This window comes from Nocardiopsis tropica (assembly GCF_042660575.1).
GTDB lineage: Bacteria > Actinomycetota > Actinomycetes > Streptosporangiales > Streptosporangiaceae > Nocardiopsis > Nocardiopsis tropica.
The window spans coordinates 82,833-97,893 of the sequence record NZ_JBHSUF010000007.1 but is presented as its reverse complement, the minus strand read 5'-3'; the positions used below and the strand labels follow the sequence as shown (position 1 = coordinate 97,893).

The following is a 15,061-nucleotide window of genomic DNA, read 5'->3' as shown; positions in this document are numbered from 1 at the left end:
AGGGGGCGGCGTGCGGGTCTTTGGTTTTTCCGGTGGCTTGCGCCACGCTGAACTTCACCGGCGCCGGACGCGGCGCCGTTTGCGAAAGGGGCTGGTCGCCTGTGGCTCGGCTGTTCGGAACAGATGGTGTACGGGGTGTCGCCGGTCGGGACCTGACCGCGTCCCTGGCACTGGACCTCTCCATCGCCGCGGCGAGGGTGCTGACCCGGGACAGCGGGTCGGGGCGCAGACCCAGGGCCGTGGTCGGCCGGGACCCGCGCGCCTCCGGCGAGTTCCTGGAGGCGGCCGTGGTCGCCGGCCTTGCGAGCACCGGCGTGGACGTGGTCCGCGTGGGTGTGCTCCCCACGCCGGCCGTGGCCTTCCTCACCGGCGAGCTGGACGCCGACTTCGGCGTGATGCTCTCCGCCAGCCACAACCCGGCCCCCGACAACGGCATCAAGTTCTTCGCCCGGGGCGGCCAGAAGCTGGAGGACGCCCTGGAGGAGGAGATCGAGGGCATGCTCGGCGTGCCCTCGACCCCCGCCGTGGGCGACCAGGTCGGCCGGGTCGGCGAGGCGGACGACGGGGCCGAGCGCTACGTCGCCCACGTGCTCGCGTCGGTCCCGCACAGCCTCAAGGGCCTCAAGGTCGTGGTGGACTGCGCCAACGGCGCCTCCACCGCGGTCGCCCCCGAGGCCCTGCGCCGGGCGGGCGCCGAGGTCGTCACCATCGGGGACCGGCCGGACGGCTACAACATCAACGAGGGCTGCGGCTCCACGCACCTCGAGGTGCTCCAGGAGGCCGTGCTCCTGCACGGCGCGGACGCGGGCATCGCCAACGACGGCGACGCCGACCGCTGTCTGGCGGTGGACGCGGACGGCCGCGTGGTCGACGGCGACCAGATCCTCGCCATCCTGGCCGCCGAGGCCAAGGACGCGGGCAGGCTCGCCGAGGACACCCTCGTGGTGACGGTCATGTCCAACCTGGGGCTGAAGCTCGCGATGGAGCGGGAGGGCATCGCCGTGGTGGAGACCGCGGTGGGCGACCGCTACGTGCTGGAGGAGATGAAGCGCGGCGGCTTCGGCCTGGGCGGCGAGCAGTCCGGGCACGTGATCCTGCTGGACCACGCCACGACCGGCGACGGCGTGCTGACCGGGCTGCACCTCCTCGCGGCGATGGCCCACCGCCGGCAGGGGCTGGCCGAGCTGGCCAAGGTCATGACCCGCCTGCCGCAGGTGCTCATCAACGTCCCCGACGTGGACAGGTCCCGGGTGAAGGACTCCGAGGAGCTGTGGTCGGCCGTACGCGCCGCGGAGGCGGAGCTGGGTGAGACCGGCCGGGTGCTGATCCGTCCGAGCGGGACCGAGCCCAAGGTCAGGGTGATGGTGGAGGCTCCCGGGCAGGAGCAGGCGACGGCGGTGGCCGAGCGGCTGGCCGCGGTGGTCCGCTCCGCACTGGGCTAGGACGTGGTCCGCGGGTGCTCCCGGTGGGCCCGGCGCCCGCGCCGCGAGCCCGGAACGACCCGCGGGACACGGCCCGGGCGCTCCAGGGGCCTTCGCTCCGCGAAGGCCCGCCGGGGCGCGGCCCCGACCCCTCGAACGCGCACCCGGGCACGACGCCGCCCGGGTGCGCGTTCCCCTGTGTGGCGGACCCGCCACTCCGGCGCGGGTCCCTGGAACCGGTGAAGTGGTCACGATGGCGGACACGCGGTACGGGCACGCCCTGACGATCGGGGTGGACATCGGCGGCACGAAGGTCGCGGCGGGCGTGGTGACGCCGGGCGGGCGCATCCTCGCCCGCCTGCGCACGGAGACGCCCGAGCGGAGCAAGAGCCCCGCGGTGGTGGAGGACACGATCGTGTCCGCGGTGGAGGAGCTGCGCCGGGAGTTCCCCGTGCGCGCGGTGGGGGTGGGCGCGGCCGGCTTCGTGGACGAACGGCGCGCGAACGTGCTGTTCGCCCCGCACCTGTCGTGGCGCAAGGAGCCGCTGCGCGACGCCCTGTCGCTGCGGCTGGGCCTGCCGGTGGTGGTGGAGAACGACGCGAACGCCTCCGCGTGGGCGGAGGTGTGCGCCGGTTCCGGCCAGGGCGTGGACCACGTCGTGGTGGTCAACCTCGGCACGGGAATCGGCGGGGCGGTGGTGCTGGACGGTCGGCTGCACCGCGGCCGGTACGGGCTGGCCGGTGAGTTCGGACACATGACGGTGGTGCCGGGCGGCCACCGGTGCGAGTGCGGCAACCGCGGGTGCTGGGAGCAGTACGCCAGCGGCAACGCGGTGACCCGGGAGGCCCGGGAGCTGGTGGCGGCGGAGTCCCCTGTGGCCAGGGCCCTGCACCAGGCGGTCGGGGGCGACGCCCGGCTCATCACCGGTCCGCTGGTGAGCGAGCTGGCGCGCAAGGGCGACCGGGCGTGCGTGGAGCTCATGGAGGACGCGGGGGAGTGGCTGGGGACCGGCCTGGCCAATCTGGCCGCGGCGTTCGACCCGGAGCTGTTCATCATCGGCGGCGGCGTGTCCGAGGCGGGGGAGCTGCTGCTGGCACCGGCGCGTGCGGCGTTCGAGCGCAACCTCACCGGGCGGGGCTACCGGCCGACCGCACGGGTCGCGGCGGCGGCCCTCGGGAACGAGGCGGGGCTGATCGGCGCCGCCGACCTCGCCCGGGAGGGACTGCCCCGGTGGCACCAGAGGCGCCGCCAGCGGCGCTTGAGGGGGCCGTACCGGGGCTGAGCCGTCAGCGGGGGGCCAGCGCCTTCACGTCGATGTCGATCGGGAAGGGCACGTCCAGCTTGAGCCGTTCCCGTGCGATGGTGACCGGCACGTAGCGGGGGTCCTTCGTCCCGTCGAGCTCGTAGACGTGGATCGCCGGGCCGTTCTCCTCGTGCTCGACCCTCCAGAAGTGGGGAATGCCCGCCTGTGCGTACTTGAGGGGTTTGGTGGTGCGGTCCCGGTCCCGGGACTCGTCGGACACGATCTCGATGGCGACGAGAACGTTCTCGGGCGGTACGTGGGTGGCCCGGTACCGGTCGAGGTGCTCCTCGTCGCCCTTCTCGAACCGGTAGAGGAGTACGTCGGGTTCCGGCCTCTGGTACTTACCGAGTTTCATCGTCATCTCTTGCAGGACCTCGACGTTCGGGGGAGCCGAGTCCTCCAAGGCATTGGCGAGCCGACGCATGACCTGACTGTGGAACCGGGTCTGGGGGGAAAGCAGGACGAGCGCTCCGTCGATGAGTTCCATCCGGGGTACCCCCGGGGGAAGGTTGTCCATGTGATCGGCGGTCCATCCACCGGGCGGCGGCATGAACCAGGCGGGGAGCGGCTCGGCGGTCATCGATTCCTCCGGGGTCGATTCCTGAGCCCACTGTAATCCTGTCGCTCTGCTCATGACAGGAAGGTAGCGCTCCGTGACGACAAGGTGCGTCGGAGCGGGAAAGGGGCCGGTGGGACGGTGCGGGCTCCGGTCCGGAGAGGTCGTCCGCAATTAACCGAACCCGGTTCTAGTGCGTGGGTCACATCCTCGGTAGAGTTCGGGCCATGGATCTGAACGGAATCTCCGCCCTCGTCTCGGGCGGCGCGAGTGGCCTGGGCGAGGCCACCGCCAAGGAGCTCGCGGCAGCGGGCGCCACCGTCGTCGTCGCCGACCTCAACGCCGAACGCGGCGAGGCCGTCGCCAAGGAGATCGGCGGGGTCTTCGTCTCCACCGACGTCTCCCGGGAGGACCAGGTCAAGGCCGCGGTCCAGGCCGCCGTCGACACCGGCAGGCCCTTCCGCGTCGCGGTCTCCTGTGCCGGGATCGGCTGGGCGACCCGTACCGTCGACCGCCACGGAACCCCCCACGACCTGGACAGCTACCAGAAGGTCATCCAGGTCAACCTCATCGGCACCTTCAACGTGCTGCGCCTGTCCGCGGCCGAGATCGCCAAGACCGAGCCGCTCAACGAGGACGGCGAGCGCGGCTCGATCGTGAACACCGCCTCCCTCGCGGGCATCGAGGGCCAGATCGGCCAGATCGCCTACTCCTCCTCCAAGGGCGGCGTCATCGGCATGACCCTCCCCGCGGCCCGCGACCTCGCCGCGGTCGGCATCACGGTCAACACGATCGCCCCCGGCATCCTGGAGACCCCCATCTACGGGGAGGGCCCCGCCTCGGAGGAGTTCAAGGCCCGCCTGGCCGCGCCGGTCCCCTTCCCCAAGCGCCTCGGCACCGCCGCGGAGTTCGGGAAGCTGGCGCGCGCCCTGCTGGAGATCAGCTACGTCAACGGAGAGGTCGTCCGCATCGACGGCGCGCTCCGCATGCCGCCGAAGTAGGGGGACACCGTGTCCGACGAGGTTCTCTACACGGCCGAGGACGGCGTCGCCGTCATCACCATCAACCGGCCCGGGGCCAGGAACGCGGTCAACGCCGCGGTCGCCGCCCAGGTCGCCGAAGCCCTCGACGACCTGGACGCACGCAAGGACCTGAGCGTCGGCATCATCACCGGCGCGGGCGGCACCTTCTGCGCGGGGATGGACCTCAAGGCCTTCATGAAGGGCGAGGTCCCCCTGGTGGAGGGGCGCGGATTCGGCGGGTTCGCCGAGCGCGGTCCGAGCAAGCCGCTGATCGCCGCCGTCGAGGGCTACGCCCTCGCGGGCGGGTTCGAGGCGGTCCTCGCCTGCGACCTGGTCGTGGCCGCCGAGGACGCCCAGTTCGGGATCCCCGAGGCCAAGCGCGGCCTGGTCGCCGGTGCGGGCGGGCTGCTGCGCCTGCACCACCGGATCCCGCGCAACATCGCCATGGAGTTCGCCCTCACCGGCGACTTCGTCGGCGCCCCCCGGCTGGCCGAGCTGGGCCTGGTCAACCAGGTCACCGTGAGCGGCGGGGCACTGGAGGGGGCCCGCGCCCTGGCGGCGCGGATCACCCCCAACGGCCCGCTGGCGGTGAGGGTGTCCAAGGAGATCATCGCCTCCTCGGACGACTGGTCCTCCGCCGAGATGTGGGAGAGGCAGAACGAGCTGGCGGGCCCCGTGTTCGCCAGCCGGGACGCGATGGAGGGGGCGGCGGCGTTCGCCGAGAAGCGCGCCCCCGTGTGGAAGGGCGAGTAGCGCCGCCCGGCGCCTCCGGCTCCGCGTGCGGCGGCCGTCCCCTCCCGGGGGCGGCCGCCGCCGTCGTCCGCGCCCGGGGGCCGGACGGGGCCCGGCCCCGGACGCCGCCAGGCCCCCGCCAGGCCCCGGTGTCCCTGTCCCGGACGCAGGGCCGGCCCCGGACGCCGCACCGCGCCCGGCGGGCGCGCACGGCCGCCTGGAGGACACGGGGACCGCCGCGCGGGGGAGGGTCCGGTCCACGCCACCGGGGCGCGACCGTCAGGGCCCCTCCCCGCCGCTTCCCGTGGGGCCGGTACGCGGTGGCCCGTCCGCCTCCTCCCCGGAGGAGCCGACGGGCACGAGCGGGTGGCCCGCCGCCTCGGCGAGGGAGCCCCCGTCCGCAGGGGCGTCCACGAGGGCGTCGAGCAGGTGCGGTTCCAGGACCACCGCGAGCGACGTCGAGAACGCGTAGGAGAAGTGGTCGGAGTCGTAGTACACCAGCTGGTTGCCGATGACCCCGCGGCACCGGCCCTCCTCGCACAGGTAGTCGGTCATGTCCAGGAACCGCGTGTTGCCCGGCACCTCCTCCAGGTCCTCGAAGGGGGAGGAGAGCGCCATCGAGCGGGACTGGTCCTCCGTGCAGCGCCCGGCGCCGTGGCGGTCGACGCACTCGGCCACGTCGAACCCGAAACGGGGGGTGTCGCGGACCGCGACCACGTCCGCGCCCAGGTCTTCCAGCTGCCGCCACCGCTCCACGAAACCGTCCGGCACGTGCTCGGAGGCGCCCTCTCCCGCCCGGGTCAGCGATCCCAGGGCGAACACGGCATCGGGCCGCAGCGTCGCGATCTCGTCCATCACCCGGTCGTTCCAGACGGTGCACTCCGCGAAGGGCTCGCCCCGGTAGGTCTGCGGATCCGCGCTGAACTGGCAGGCGTTCTTGGTCATCACCACCAGCCGCCACCCGTGCCGCTCGGCGATGGGGCGCAGGGCCTGGAACCAGTGCCGGGCGTGCGAGCTGCCGGTCAGCACCAGCGTGTAGTCCGCCCCGGGGTCGCCGAACACGCACCTGCGCATCTCCGTGTCCGGGAGCAGGGAGTTGCACTCGGAGGTCTGGTCGATGGTGTCCCGTACGACCGTGGTCGTGTCCGGGTACACCGGCAGCGCGGGCAGGTTCGCCCTCAGCTCGGGGTCCAGGTGCACCGCGGCGCCCGGGTAGGCCAGCGGGTCGGAGCTCAGCTCCAGGCGCAGCCTGCGGTCGTGTTCGATGGACCCGCCCCACAGCAGGCCCGCGGCCAGCACGGGGACGACGAACAGGACGCCCGCGGCCAGCGACCACGACGGGGCGCTCCGCGTACGGGTGAGCCGGCCCACGCCCCCGTCCACCACCCGGCTCGTGGCCACGGCGGCCGCGAACGAGACGCCCAGCACGAGCAGGCCGCCCGCCGGTGTCGGGCGGTCCTGGCCGGTGACCTCCAGGTGGAACACCAGCACGGGCCAGTGCCACAGGAACAGCGTGTAGGCGTGGCCGCCCAACCAGGTGAGCGGGCGCAGTCCCAGCAGGCGGGTCGCCGACAGCGGGGCGCCGTCCCCGCCCGTGCCCGCCAGGACGACCAGGACCGCGGCGCACACCGGCCACAGGGACGCGAAACCGGGGTAGGGGAGCGCGTCGCCGACCACCACCCCGCAGGCGGCCAGCGCGGCCAGCCCCAGCCATCCCGCGGCGGTCCGCAGCCTCCGGGGCAGGCGCACCCGGTGGACGACCAGGGCGAGCACGCCCCCCAGGGCCGGTTCCCACAACCGCGCCCCGGTGTCGAAGTAGGCCCACACGGGCTCGGCGGCGGTGATCCACAGCGAGTACGCGAACGACACCGCCAGCACCGCGCCCACCGCGGGCAGCGCGACCGCGCGCACGTTCCGGCCCAGCCGCGCCGCGAGCAGGCCGGCCGCCGCGATCAGGAGCGGCCACAGCAGGTAGAACTGCCCCTGCACCGCCAGCGACCAGAAGTGCTGCACGGGGCTCGCGGACGCGTTCTCCGCCATGTAGTCGACCGAGTCCAGGGCCAGGCGCCAGTTGCCGAAGTACAGCGCCGAGGCCTGTACCTCCGCGATGACCCCCGTCCACCGCGAACGCGGCAGGAGCAGGTACGCGCCCGCCAGCACGGCCGCGAGCACCACCGCCCCCGCCGGGAAGAGCCGCTCGACCAGCCTGGCCCAGAACGCCCCGAAGGCGATCCGCCCGTCGCGCTCCACCGACCGGACCAGCGAGCCGGTGACGAGGAACCCGGTGAGCAGGAGGAAGACGTCGACGCCTCCGGAGACCGTGCCGAACCAGATGTGGTAGACGGCGATCAGCAGCGCCGCGACGGCGCGCAGCCCCTCGATGTCGGAGCGCCGCCGCCCCGGTTCGACGCGGGCGGGGGAGGGCTCGGGGCGGAAGGGGGCGGGAAGGGGCACGGGTGCGGATCAGCCTCGGGACTCGACAGGGGTGGGCCAGGGGCAGCGGCCGGGCCGTGCTCCGGGAGCGCGGTCGCGGGAGGACCGGGCCCGGCGCCGCCGGGGGCGGGAGCCGGACGCGGCGCCGGGGCGCCGACGGCGCCCGGGAAACCCTGCGGGTCCAGTATCGGCGGGCGCCGCGGGCGGCCCGCCTCCCGGGCGGACCCTGTTGTCGAGTCGAGACGGAATCAGTGTTGACGCGTAGCCTCGCGCCGGGGGGCGGGTGCCCCGGATCACACGGCGGCGGACGGTGCGCCGGGCGTGCCCGGCCCCGATCCGCCTTTCCGCCCCTCCGCCGCGGCGGGGCGCACGGCTCCGCCCCCGGGCTCCGGGAGGACCCGGCGCCCGGGGGCGGAGAACACGTCCTAGCCCTCGCCGCCGCCCAGCATGCGGTCGACCACCCGCTGTGTGGCACGGCCGTCGGAGGGGTGGCAGAAGTCGCGGACGAACGCCTCGTACTGCTGCGCGTACTCCTCGGTGACGGACCCGATGTCCCGGATGGAGCCGATGAGCTCGTCCGAGGTCTTGATCAGCGGCCCCGGGGCCCGCGCGGTCAGGTCGAAGTAGAACCCGCGCAGGGTGTCCCGGTAGTGCTCCAGGTCGTAGGTGAAGAACAGCATCGGTTTGCCGGAGTGGGCGAAGTCGAAGAACACCGACGAGTAGTCGGTGATCAGCACGTCCGTGATCAGGTACAGGTCGGCGATGTCCGGGTACTTGGACACGTCCCACACGAACCCCTGCCCCGCGCCCGGGATGCTGTCCAGCACCTTCGGGTGCTTGCGGAACAGCAGCACGTGGTCCTCGGCGAGCTCGCGCTGCGCCGCCTCCAGGTCGATCCGGAGGTCGAGCTTGAAGCGGGTCCCGCCGTAGCGCTGGTCGTCGCGCCAGGTCGGGGCGTAGAGGACCACCTTCTTGCCCTCGGGGATGCCGAGGAGTTTGCGGGTCCGCTCGGCGCGCTCCTCGCGGTCGGGGGCGTGGAAGACGTCGTTGCGCGGGTAGCCCGCCTCCAGGATCTCCGTCTCGCAGCGGAACGCGCCGCGCATGATGGGCGTGGTGAACGAGTTCGGCGAGACCAGGAAGTCCCACTGGCGGGACCGGTGCGGCAGGCTCGCGATGTAGGCCCGGTTGGCCTTCGGCGTGCCGAGCAGGTCGGCGCCGATCTTCTTGAGCGGGGTGCCGTGCCAGGTCTGCACCACGGTCTGCCCCTCGCGCCGGACGAACCAGTCGCCGATGCCGACGTTCGTGACGACGTACCGGCTCCGGGCCAGCGCCTCGTACCACTCGCGGCTGTGCCACTCCACGGGCACGACGCCCGGCGGCAGGGACACCTGCTGGTCGTCGACCGACCACAGGTGGTCGACCTCCACGCCGCGGCGCACCAGCTCCTCGTACACGGCCCGCGGCGAGTCCGAGAACTGCTTGCCGCCGAAGCTGTTGTAGAACACCGCCGCGCGCAGGGGCAGCGCCTTCTGCTCCGCGGTGAACGCCTCGCGCAGGACCCTCTGCCGGTAGGCGCCCTTCTCGGAGTCGTCGAGCGGACTGGCGGGGGACAGGAACAGGCGGTCGTGGAACCGGTGGTCCACGGAGTAGGAGCGCTTGGCCCCCTGGTGGACCAGGGGCAGCCGCGGCACCAGGTCGTGCCGGATCTTCACCGGTACGTCGTTGGAGTCGTCCCAGTCCCGGACGGAGCGGAACGACATGTACCACCGGCCCTTGCGCAGCGGCAGGGTGTCGCCGTGGGAGTCGTGGTGCTCGGGGTCGATCACCGCCCGGAAGCGCCCGTCGGCGACCTCCACAGGGACGGGGACCTCCTCGAACCGCTCCCCGTGGCGCAGCACCATCACGCGGTCCCGGTCCGGGCCCGTGTAGGAGCCGGACAGCACCAGGTCGCCCTCCACCCACTCCATCGCGTCCACGACGGGCTGGCGGAGGCGGTCGTGCAGGACGAGGGTGTCCACGGCGGTGACGCCCACCGAGATCTCGCGGCCGCCGTCGGTCGGGTGCGCCTGTGAGAGCACGCCCTCGGCGACGACGACCGGCACCCGGCGCCCGCCGACGACCGCGTGGGCGCGCAGCTCACGGGTCTCCTCCGTGTCCGCCACGGAGAGGTCGGCGAGGGGCACGGTGACGCGGCGGCGCCCGTCGGGGCCGTCCGCCTCGGCCCTGTACTCGCGTTCGACCGGCTCCTTGGCCGGGCCGTGGGAGAGCACGAGGCCCTCCACGGGACGCTCGGCCGGGCCGCGCAACCCGAGGCTGAGCAGGTCGGCGTCGAGGGAGTGGCCGACGAGTTCGGCCTCGACGGACTGGATCTCGAACTCCAGCCGCTTCTTGCGGAACGCGCTCACCCAGCGGGTGGACGCGTCCAGGCGGTGGGCGTGCTGGTGTCCGGCGGGGCCGATGTCGCCGGGGACCAGCCCCGCCCTGTGCGGCCTGCCGGAGGCCCACACGCCGAGGGTCAGCGACCACGTCGAGGGCTTCCAGCCCTGGCTCCCGCGCAGCTTGGCGGGGTCGACGAACAGCTCGAACCCGGCCCAGTCGTAGCAGTGCAGCGCCTGCTTGGAGTCGGCCGTGGCGCGCGGCTCGTGCCGCGGGGCCATGCGGACCACGACGCGCCGGCGCGAGGCGGTGTCGGTCAGCCACGCCATCGCGGGGACGCGCGGCGCCGACTCCACGGGCACGTTGCGCACGTACGCGTACCCGCGCAGGCGCAGGCGTCCCTCCACCCAGGCCATGTCGGTCAGCTTGGTGACCAGCGGCATCTCGGAGTTCTTGAGCCGGGTGACCTCCCTGGGCAGGGACGACGGCGCGATGCCGGGCACCTCGACCGAGGGCGACAGGCGTCCCCGCACCAGGTGGGCCTGCGGGTTGTCCCGCTCGTACCGGATGACCGTCTCCAGGTCGTCCAGGCGGTGCTCCTTGGCCAGCCACAGCTTGACCCTGGTCAGCGGGGAGAAGGCCCTCAGGTCACCGGGGGCCGAGCCGCCGACGAACTCGTCGGCGGCGGCGAGGAAGCGCGCCCGCTCGTCCTGCTCGGACTCGGGCAGGTAGCGCATGAGGCGCTGGAGTTCCTCGGGGACCGTGCGCTTTGCTCCGGCCATGGGTTGTCAGGTTCCTTTCAGGAGCGCGGTGGACGGGGCGTCACACACGCGCGGGAGCGGGGTCCGCCCCGGAGGGCGGGGAGTCGGCGGAGGATCCGGGTGCGTCGTCCGGGTCGGGCGCGTCCGCGGACGCCGCCCCGGAGCCGACCGGGTGCTGGTCGCTCCTGCGCCGGTAGAGGTCGTCGACGGCGGCCTCGAAGCGCGACTGGGAGCTGGAGTCGCCGGAGCCGAGCAGGTAGGCCTTGAGCCTGGTGCGGTCCTCCGCCAGGGGGTCGGTCGCGGCCGACCGGACCGCCGCGAGCGCGGCCTCCAGGCCGCGCCCGTCCGGCGCGAGCATGTACGCGGCGCCGGAGGTGGGGTGCTTGTCCTGGAACTCCTCGTCCGTGATGCCCTCGCAGTTGGTGATGGCGTAGGGCTTCTCGGTGGCGATGAAGTCGGCGACGACGCTGGAGATGTCGCTGATGAGCAGGTCGGCCTGGTTGAAGCACGAGTAGAGGGTCGGGCGGGGCCCCTGGATGACCAGGTGCTCGGTGTCGGCGCGGCCCTCCCAGTACACCCGGTGCCACTCCTCGGACAGCTGCTGGAGCTCGGCGGCGGCGCCGGGGTCGGCGGTGCCCTCCTCGCGGGAGTTGTGGGCCTCGTCGGTGGCGCCGTTGTCGGTGTCGAAGGCGGCCAGGCGCCGTTCGAGGGAGGCGAGGTCCGGGCGCTCGCGTCCCGCCGGGGCGCGGTCGCCGTTCGCGGACGCGGCCCGGTTGGCCTCCTCCAGCATCGCGACGATGCGGCGGTGCGCGCCGCGGGCGGCCGCGGACCGGACCCCGGTGAAGGGGTGCGGCTTGTACAGGACGCGCACCCGCGGCTCGGCGGCCAGCAGTGTCCGGATCAGCGCCGGGCCGGCGTCGGTCAGCGACGTGTTGCCGGGCTCGTCCGTCCATCCCTCCCAGGTCGGGGCGTACAGCACGCTGTGCACGGCGTTGGGGGCGGTGTCGGTGCGGATCGCGTCGAGCTGGGGGCGGCCGACCTCCACGATCTCGTCGTCGCGCACGCCCACCCGGGCGCGGTCGTAGCGGTCGCGCCCGGCCCGTCCGGCGGTCCACACCTCGTCGTAGACCTTGCTGAACGGGTTGATGCTGGCGACCTTGTCGCTGTCCCCGTGGCCGATGAACACGTGGCCCAGCAGCGGGTTGCGCAGCATGTGGATGTTCTTGCCGGTGTTGGCCGGGTAGAGGGCCACGCGCGCCGGGCCGAAGTCCAGCGCCATCAGGTCGGTCGAGGTGGGAACGCACAGGACCGGCACCGGCGTCGGGGCGAGCTGCGCGGCGATGACCCGCTCGCGCAGGACGACCACCGACCGGCGCGGCAGCGCGGCCACGGCCTCCAGCCACATGTTGACCTGGTAGGCGGAGTCGGCCGAACCCGAGAAGTACAGGACGACCTCGGGCCGGTAGGAGTCCAGCCAGTTCTGGGCGAACTCCATGACCCGCTCGGACTCGGGGATGGTCCGGGCGCGGGCCAGGTGCCACCCGAACAGCGCCAGGGCCAGCACGGTCAGGGACACGGAGGCGATCGCCCCGACCACGACGGCCCAGACCGCGCCCTCGGCGACGTAGGCGACCGCTCCGGCGACCAGGAACGCGTCCAGGGGCAGCAGGCGGCTCATGGGCTCGCGGACGAGCACCATGGGCGGGCTGTCGGGGATGCGCAGGGGGCCCAGGTCGATGTTGCGGGTGACGATCGGCAGGCGGCGGCGCATCCGCAGCAGCCGGGCGGCCACACCGCACACCAGCTGGAGCCCGAACAGCACCAGGCAGGTCAGCAGGACCATGCCGATGCCCGTGGAGGTGGCCGTGGGCGTGGTGATGAGCAGGCCCAGGGCGAGGAGCTGGCGCAGCAGGGCCCGCGGCGTGATGCCCAGGCGGATCTGCTGGACGAGCTTGGCGAGCGCGGGCAGGCGGTGCAGCAGGAGGGCGTCCATGGCGTAGCTGCCGACGGCCCCCACCAGGAAGACCCACCACAGGCCGGTGATCACGCCGGCGAGCATGACCAGGTAGGACAGCCCGAGCAGGGCGGACCAGCCGATGGTCTCCCTGCCCAGTTCTCTGAACTTGTTCACTTGGCTCCCTCCGTCTCCCCGCGGGGGGCGCCGGTCACGGCGCCGGGAGGGTCCTCGCGGCGCACGTCGACGACGTGGCCGGTCAGGTCGGACAACAGGACGTCCACGGACGTGCGGGCGACCTTCTCCGCGCTGAGGAGGCTTCCGGCCGGCTCGTCGCCGAAGGCGTTGGTGCGCATCGGGGTCTGCGTGCGCTCGGGGTTGATGCAGTTGATCCGGACCCCGTCCTGCGACCACTCGTCGGCCAGCGCCTGCGTGAGGTTGACGGTGGCCGCCTTGGTGGAGGAGTACAGGCTGTACTCGCCCCTCCCGCGCGTGTAGGAGCTGGAGGTGTACAGCAGCAGCTGCCCGCCGGTCTGGGCCAGGTACGGGAAGGCGGCGCGGGCGATGTGGACCGGGGCGAGGTAGTTGACCCGCAGGGCCTCCTCGATGGTCTCCGGATCGGTCTTGTCCAGGCGCCCGATCCGGAGCACGCCGGCGGTGTTGACGACGAAGTCGACCCGGCCGGTGGCGGAGTGGGCCTGCTCCAGGGCCGCGGCGACGTCGTCGGGGTTGGCGACGTTGGTGCGGGTGGCACCGCGCGAGTAGCGGAACACGCGCGCGCCGTGCCTCTCCGCCAGGTCGGCCACGCCCGCGCCGATGCCGTAGCTGCCGCCGAACACGACGACGGTGGCCCCGGCGAGCCGCTTCGCGTAGTCCTCGTCGGAGAACTCGGGGGTGGCGGAGGAGGCCAGCTGGAACAGCTTGTCGGCGATGAAGATGTCCACCGGCTGGGTGACCTTCATGTTCTGCTCCTCGCCGGCCACCACGTGGATGGGGACGCCGGGCGAGTAGCGCAGCACCACCGAGCAGTCGTCGGTCGCCTCGAAGCCCGGGTCGTCCCACGCCTTGACGTAGGCGTCGCGGATGGTGGCCAGACGGAACCCCTGCGGGGTCTGGCCGCGGCGCAGCCGCGAGCGGACGGGGACGTCGGTGATGACGTCGTCGTCCACCTCGATGATCGTGTCCGAGGAGGGGATCGCCACGTCCACGGCCTCGAAGGACCCGAGCGCGGTGACGCAGTCGTCGATGACGCGCTGGGACAGCATCGGGCGCACGGCGTCGTGGAAGAGCACGTTCGTGGTCTCCGCCGGAAGGTGCGCCAGGGCGTCGAGGGCGAGCTGGGTGGTGGCGTTGCGCGATGTGCCGCCGGGCAGGACGCGCGTGACCTTGGACAGGCCGGCGCCGCGGACGATCGCCTCCGCGTCGGAGACGAACCCGGGGTTCATCATCACGATGACCTCGTCGACCCTCGGAGCCTGCTCGAAGATCGTGAGCGTGTGCTCGAGGATCGACTTCCCGGCGATCTTGAGCAGCTGCTTCGGGGTGGCCAGTCCGATGCGCTGGCCGCTGCCGCCCGCCAGGACGACGGCCACGGTGCGGTGCGCCGACGCAGCAGGCGTCGGGCGCGCGGAGGTGTGAGGCAAGGTGATGTCTCCCGTCGAAACGCGAGATGTCGAACGACGCCCCCGGCTACGCGGACCCCGTCGGGGTGGACGTGTGGGGGAGAGGGAACGCGGGAGGGATCAGGACCCGCGCGGGGGATGCGCGTCACTTCATGACATGTGTGCGTTGTCTGGATGAAAGTGGATGCTTCGGCGTCACGTTGACGGCCGTGGCCGCCCCGGGGTTTACCCGGGGCCCGGTGCGAGTTGTAGTTCGTTCTGGTCGTCTTGGTCTGGGATGCGTGTCCTGTGACCCCTGTTCGGGTGACATCGCCCGCCCGCCCGCCACGGTGCGGTAGGACGGCCGGTGGCCCCTGTGTGAACGGAGTGCGGGACGCGTGTCGGGCACCCGGAGCGGGACTCGTGGGCCGACTCCTGGGCTAACGCACCTCCCCAGGGGAACGGTTCGCCCGGACAGCCGGATATATCCACGTAGTGGGAACACACAGGTGAACACTACCTAACCCGCCGAAGCACCTTCTTCTCGTGTGATAGCAGTCATTCGCCCCGCGCCCGCGGCGAAGGGGCCCGCCGGCGCCGGCGGGACCACCGTGGCCAGGGGAGAGGCCCTGACGGCCCGTGCGCGCAGGTCGTCCGCGGACGCGCCGAACCCGGTCCGCGCGTCCGGCCCCGGCGGGTGCCCGACCTGGACCGCCCGCCGTCCGGCCGGGGCGCCGGACTCCGGGGTGCGCCCCGCGGCCGGGAGGGTGTCCAATCCCACCGGAACGGGAGTGCGCCCGGGCCGGCGGACGCCCCCGGGCCGCCGTCGTGCGGGCCGCGGCCCGCACGGTCCGGCCCGGCACGCGGCGGGGCCGCGCCGGACACCGGCGCGGCCCCGGGAC

The 15,061-nt window shown here is 73.3% G+C and carries 9 protein-coding genes; 4 read left to right on the top strand and 5 right to left on the bottom strand.

Translation table 11 applies throughout. From position 1 onward, the window contains the following. The first annotated feature begins 101 nt into the window (after positions 1–101). Together glmM and ACFQBR_RS12930 are read left to right on the top strand one after the other, a co-directional pair. Positions 102–1,442 (top strand): phosphoglucosamine mutase, encoded by a 1,341-nt coding sequence (glmM, locus tag ACFQBR_RS12935; protein WP_267946664.1) that lies wholly within the window; start codon positions 102–104, stop codon positions 1,440–1,442. A gap of 232 nt (positions 1,443–1,674) precedes the next feature. Next, on the top strand, positions 1,675–2,703 hold the full coding sequence (locus ACFQBR_RS12930; protein WP_267946663.1) for an ROK family glucokinase: 1,029 nt from the start codon (positions 1,675–1,677) through the stop codon (positions 2,701–2,703). A gap of 4 nt (positions 2,704–2,707) precedes the next feature. Here ACFQBR_RS12930 and ACFQBR_RS12925 read toward each other — a convergent pair whose 3' ends face one another. Next, the gene (locus tag ACFQBR_RS12925; protein ID WP_267946662.1) at positions 2,708–3,304 is read right to left on the bottom strand and encodes a Uma2 family endonuclease; all 597 of its coding nucleotides are present in this window, start codon (positions 3,302–3,304) and stop codon (positions 2,708–2,710) included. A 203-nt stretch (positions 3,305–3,507) separates the two neighbouring features. Here ACFQBR_RS12925 and ACFQBR_RS12920 point away from each other — a divergent pair, with 203 nt between their 5' ends. Then, entirely contained in the window at positions 3,508–4,281 is a 774-nt protein-coding gene (locus tag ACFQBR_RS12920; RefSeq protein ID WP_267946661.1) for an SDR family NAD(P)-dependent oxidoreductase, read from the top strand. 9 nt (positions 4,282–4,290) lie between these two features. Next, the gene (locus tag ACFQBR_RS12915; protein WP_267946660.1) at positions 4,291–5,055 is read left to right on the top strand and encodes a crotonase/enoyl-CoA hydratase family protein; all 765 of its coding nucleotides are present in this window, start codon (positions 4,291–4,293) and stop codon (positions 5,053–5,055) included. Between the two features lie 258 nt (positions 5,056–5,313). Here ACFQBR_RS12915 and ACFQBR_RS12910 read toward each other — a convergent pair whose 3' ends face one another. The 4 genes from ACFQBR_RS12910 to ACFQBR_RS12895 form a co-directional block, all read right to left on the bottom strand. Further along, entirely contained in the window at positions 5,314–7,488 is a 2,175-nt protein-coding gene (locus ACFQBR_RS12910) for an acyltransferase family protein (RefSeq protein ID WP_344185543.1), read from the bottom strand. Positions 7,489–7,892: 404 nt separating this feature from the next. Then, entirely contained in the window at positions 7,893–10,625 is a 2,733-nt protein-coding gene (locus ACFQBR_RS12905) for a CDP-glycerol glycerophosphotransferase family protein (RefSeq protein ID WP_267946658.1), read from the bottom strand. 40 nt (positions 10,626–10,665) lie between these two features. Then, the gene (locus tag ACFQBR_RS12900) at positions 10,666–12,735 is read right to left on the bottom strand and encodes a glycerophosphotransferase (protein WP_344185542.1); all 2,070 of its coding nucleotides are present in this window, start codon (positions 12,733–12,735) and stop codon (positions 10,666–10,668) included. Further along, positions 12,732–14,201: a bifunctional cytidylyltransferase/SDR family oxidoreductase gene (locus tag ACFQBR_RS12895; RefSeq protein ID WP_344185541.1), complete on the bottom strand. Its 1,470-nt coding sequence runs from the start codon at positions 14,199–14,201 to the stop codon at positions 12,732–12,734. The genes ACFQBR_RS12900 and ACFQBR_RS12895 overlap by 4 nt, the downstream gene beginning before the upstream one ends. Positions 14,202–15,061 lie beyond the last annotated feature (860 nt).

Coding starts and splice junctions, on each gene's coding strand:
- ACFQBR_RS12930 (WP_267946663.1), top strand. CDS start 1,675: ATGGCGGACACGCGGTACGGGCACGCCCTGACGATCGGGGTGGACATC.
- ACFQBR_RS12925 (WP_267946662.1), bottom strand. CDS start 3,304: ATGACCGCCGAGCCGCTCCCCGCCTGGTTCATGCCGCCGCCCGGTGGA.
- ACFQBR_RS12920 (WP_267946661.1), top strand. CDS start 3,508: ATGGATCTGAACGGAATCTCCGCCCTCGTCTCGGGCGGCGCGAGTGGC.
- ACFQBR_RS12905 (WP_267946658.1), bottom strand. CDS start 10,625: ATGGCCGGAGCAAAGCGCACGGTCCCCGAGGAACTCCAGCGCCTCATG.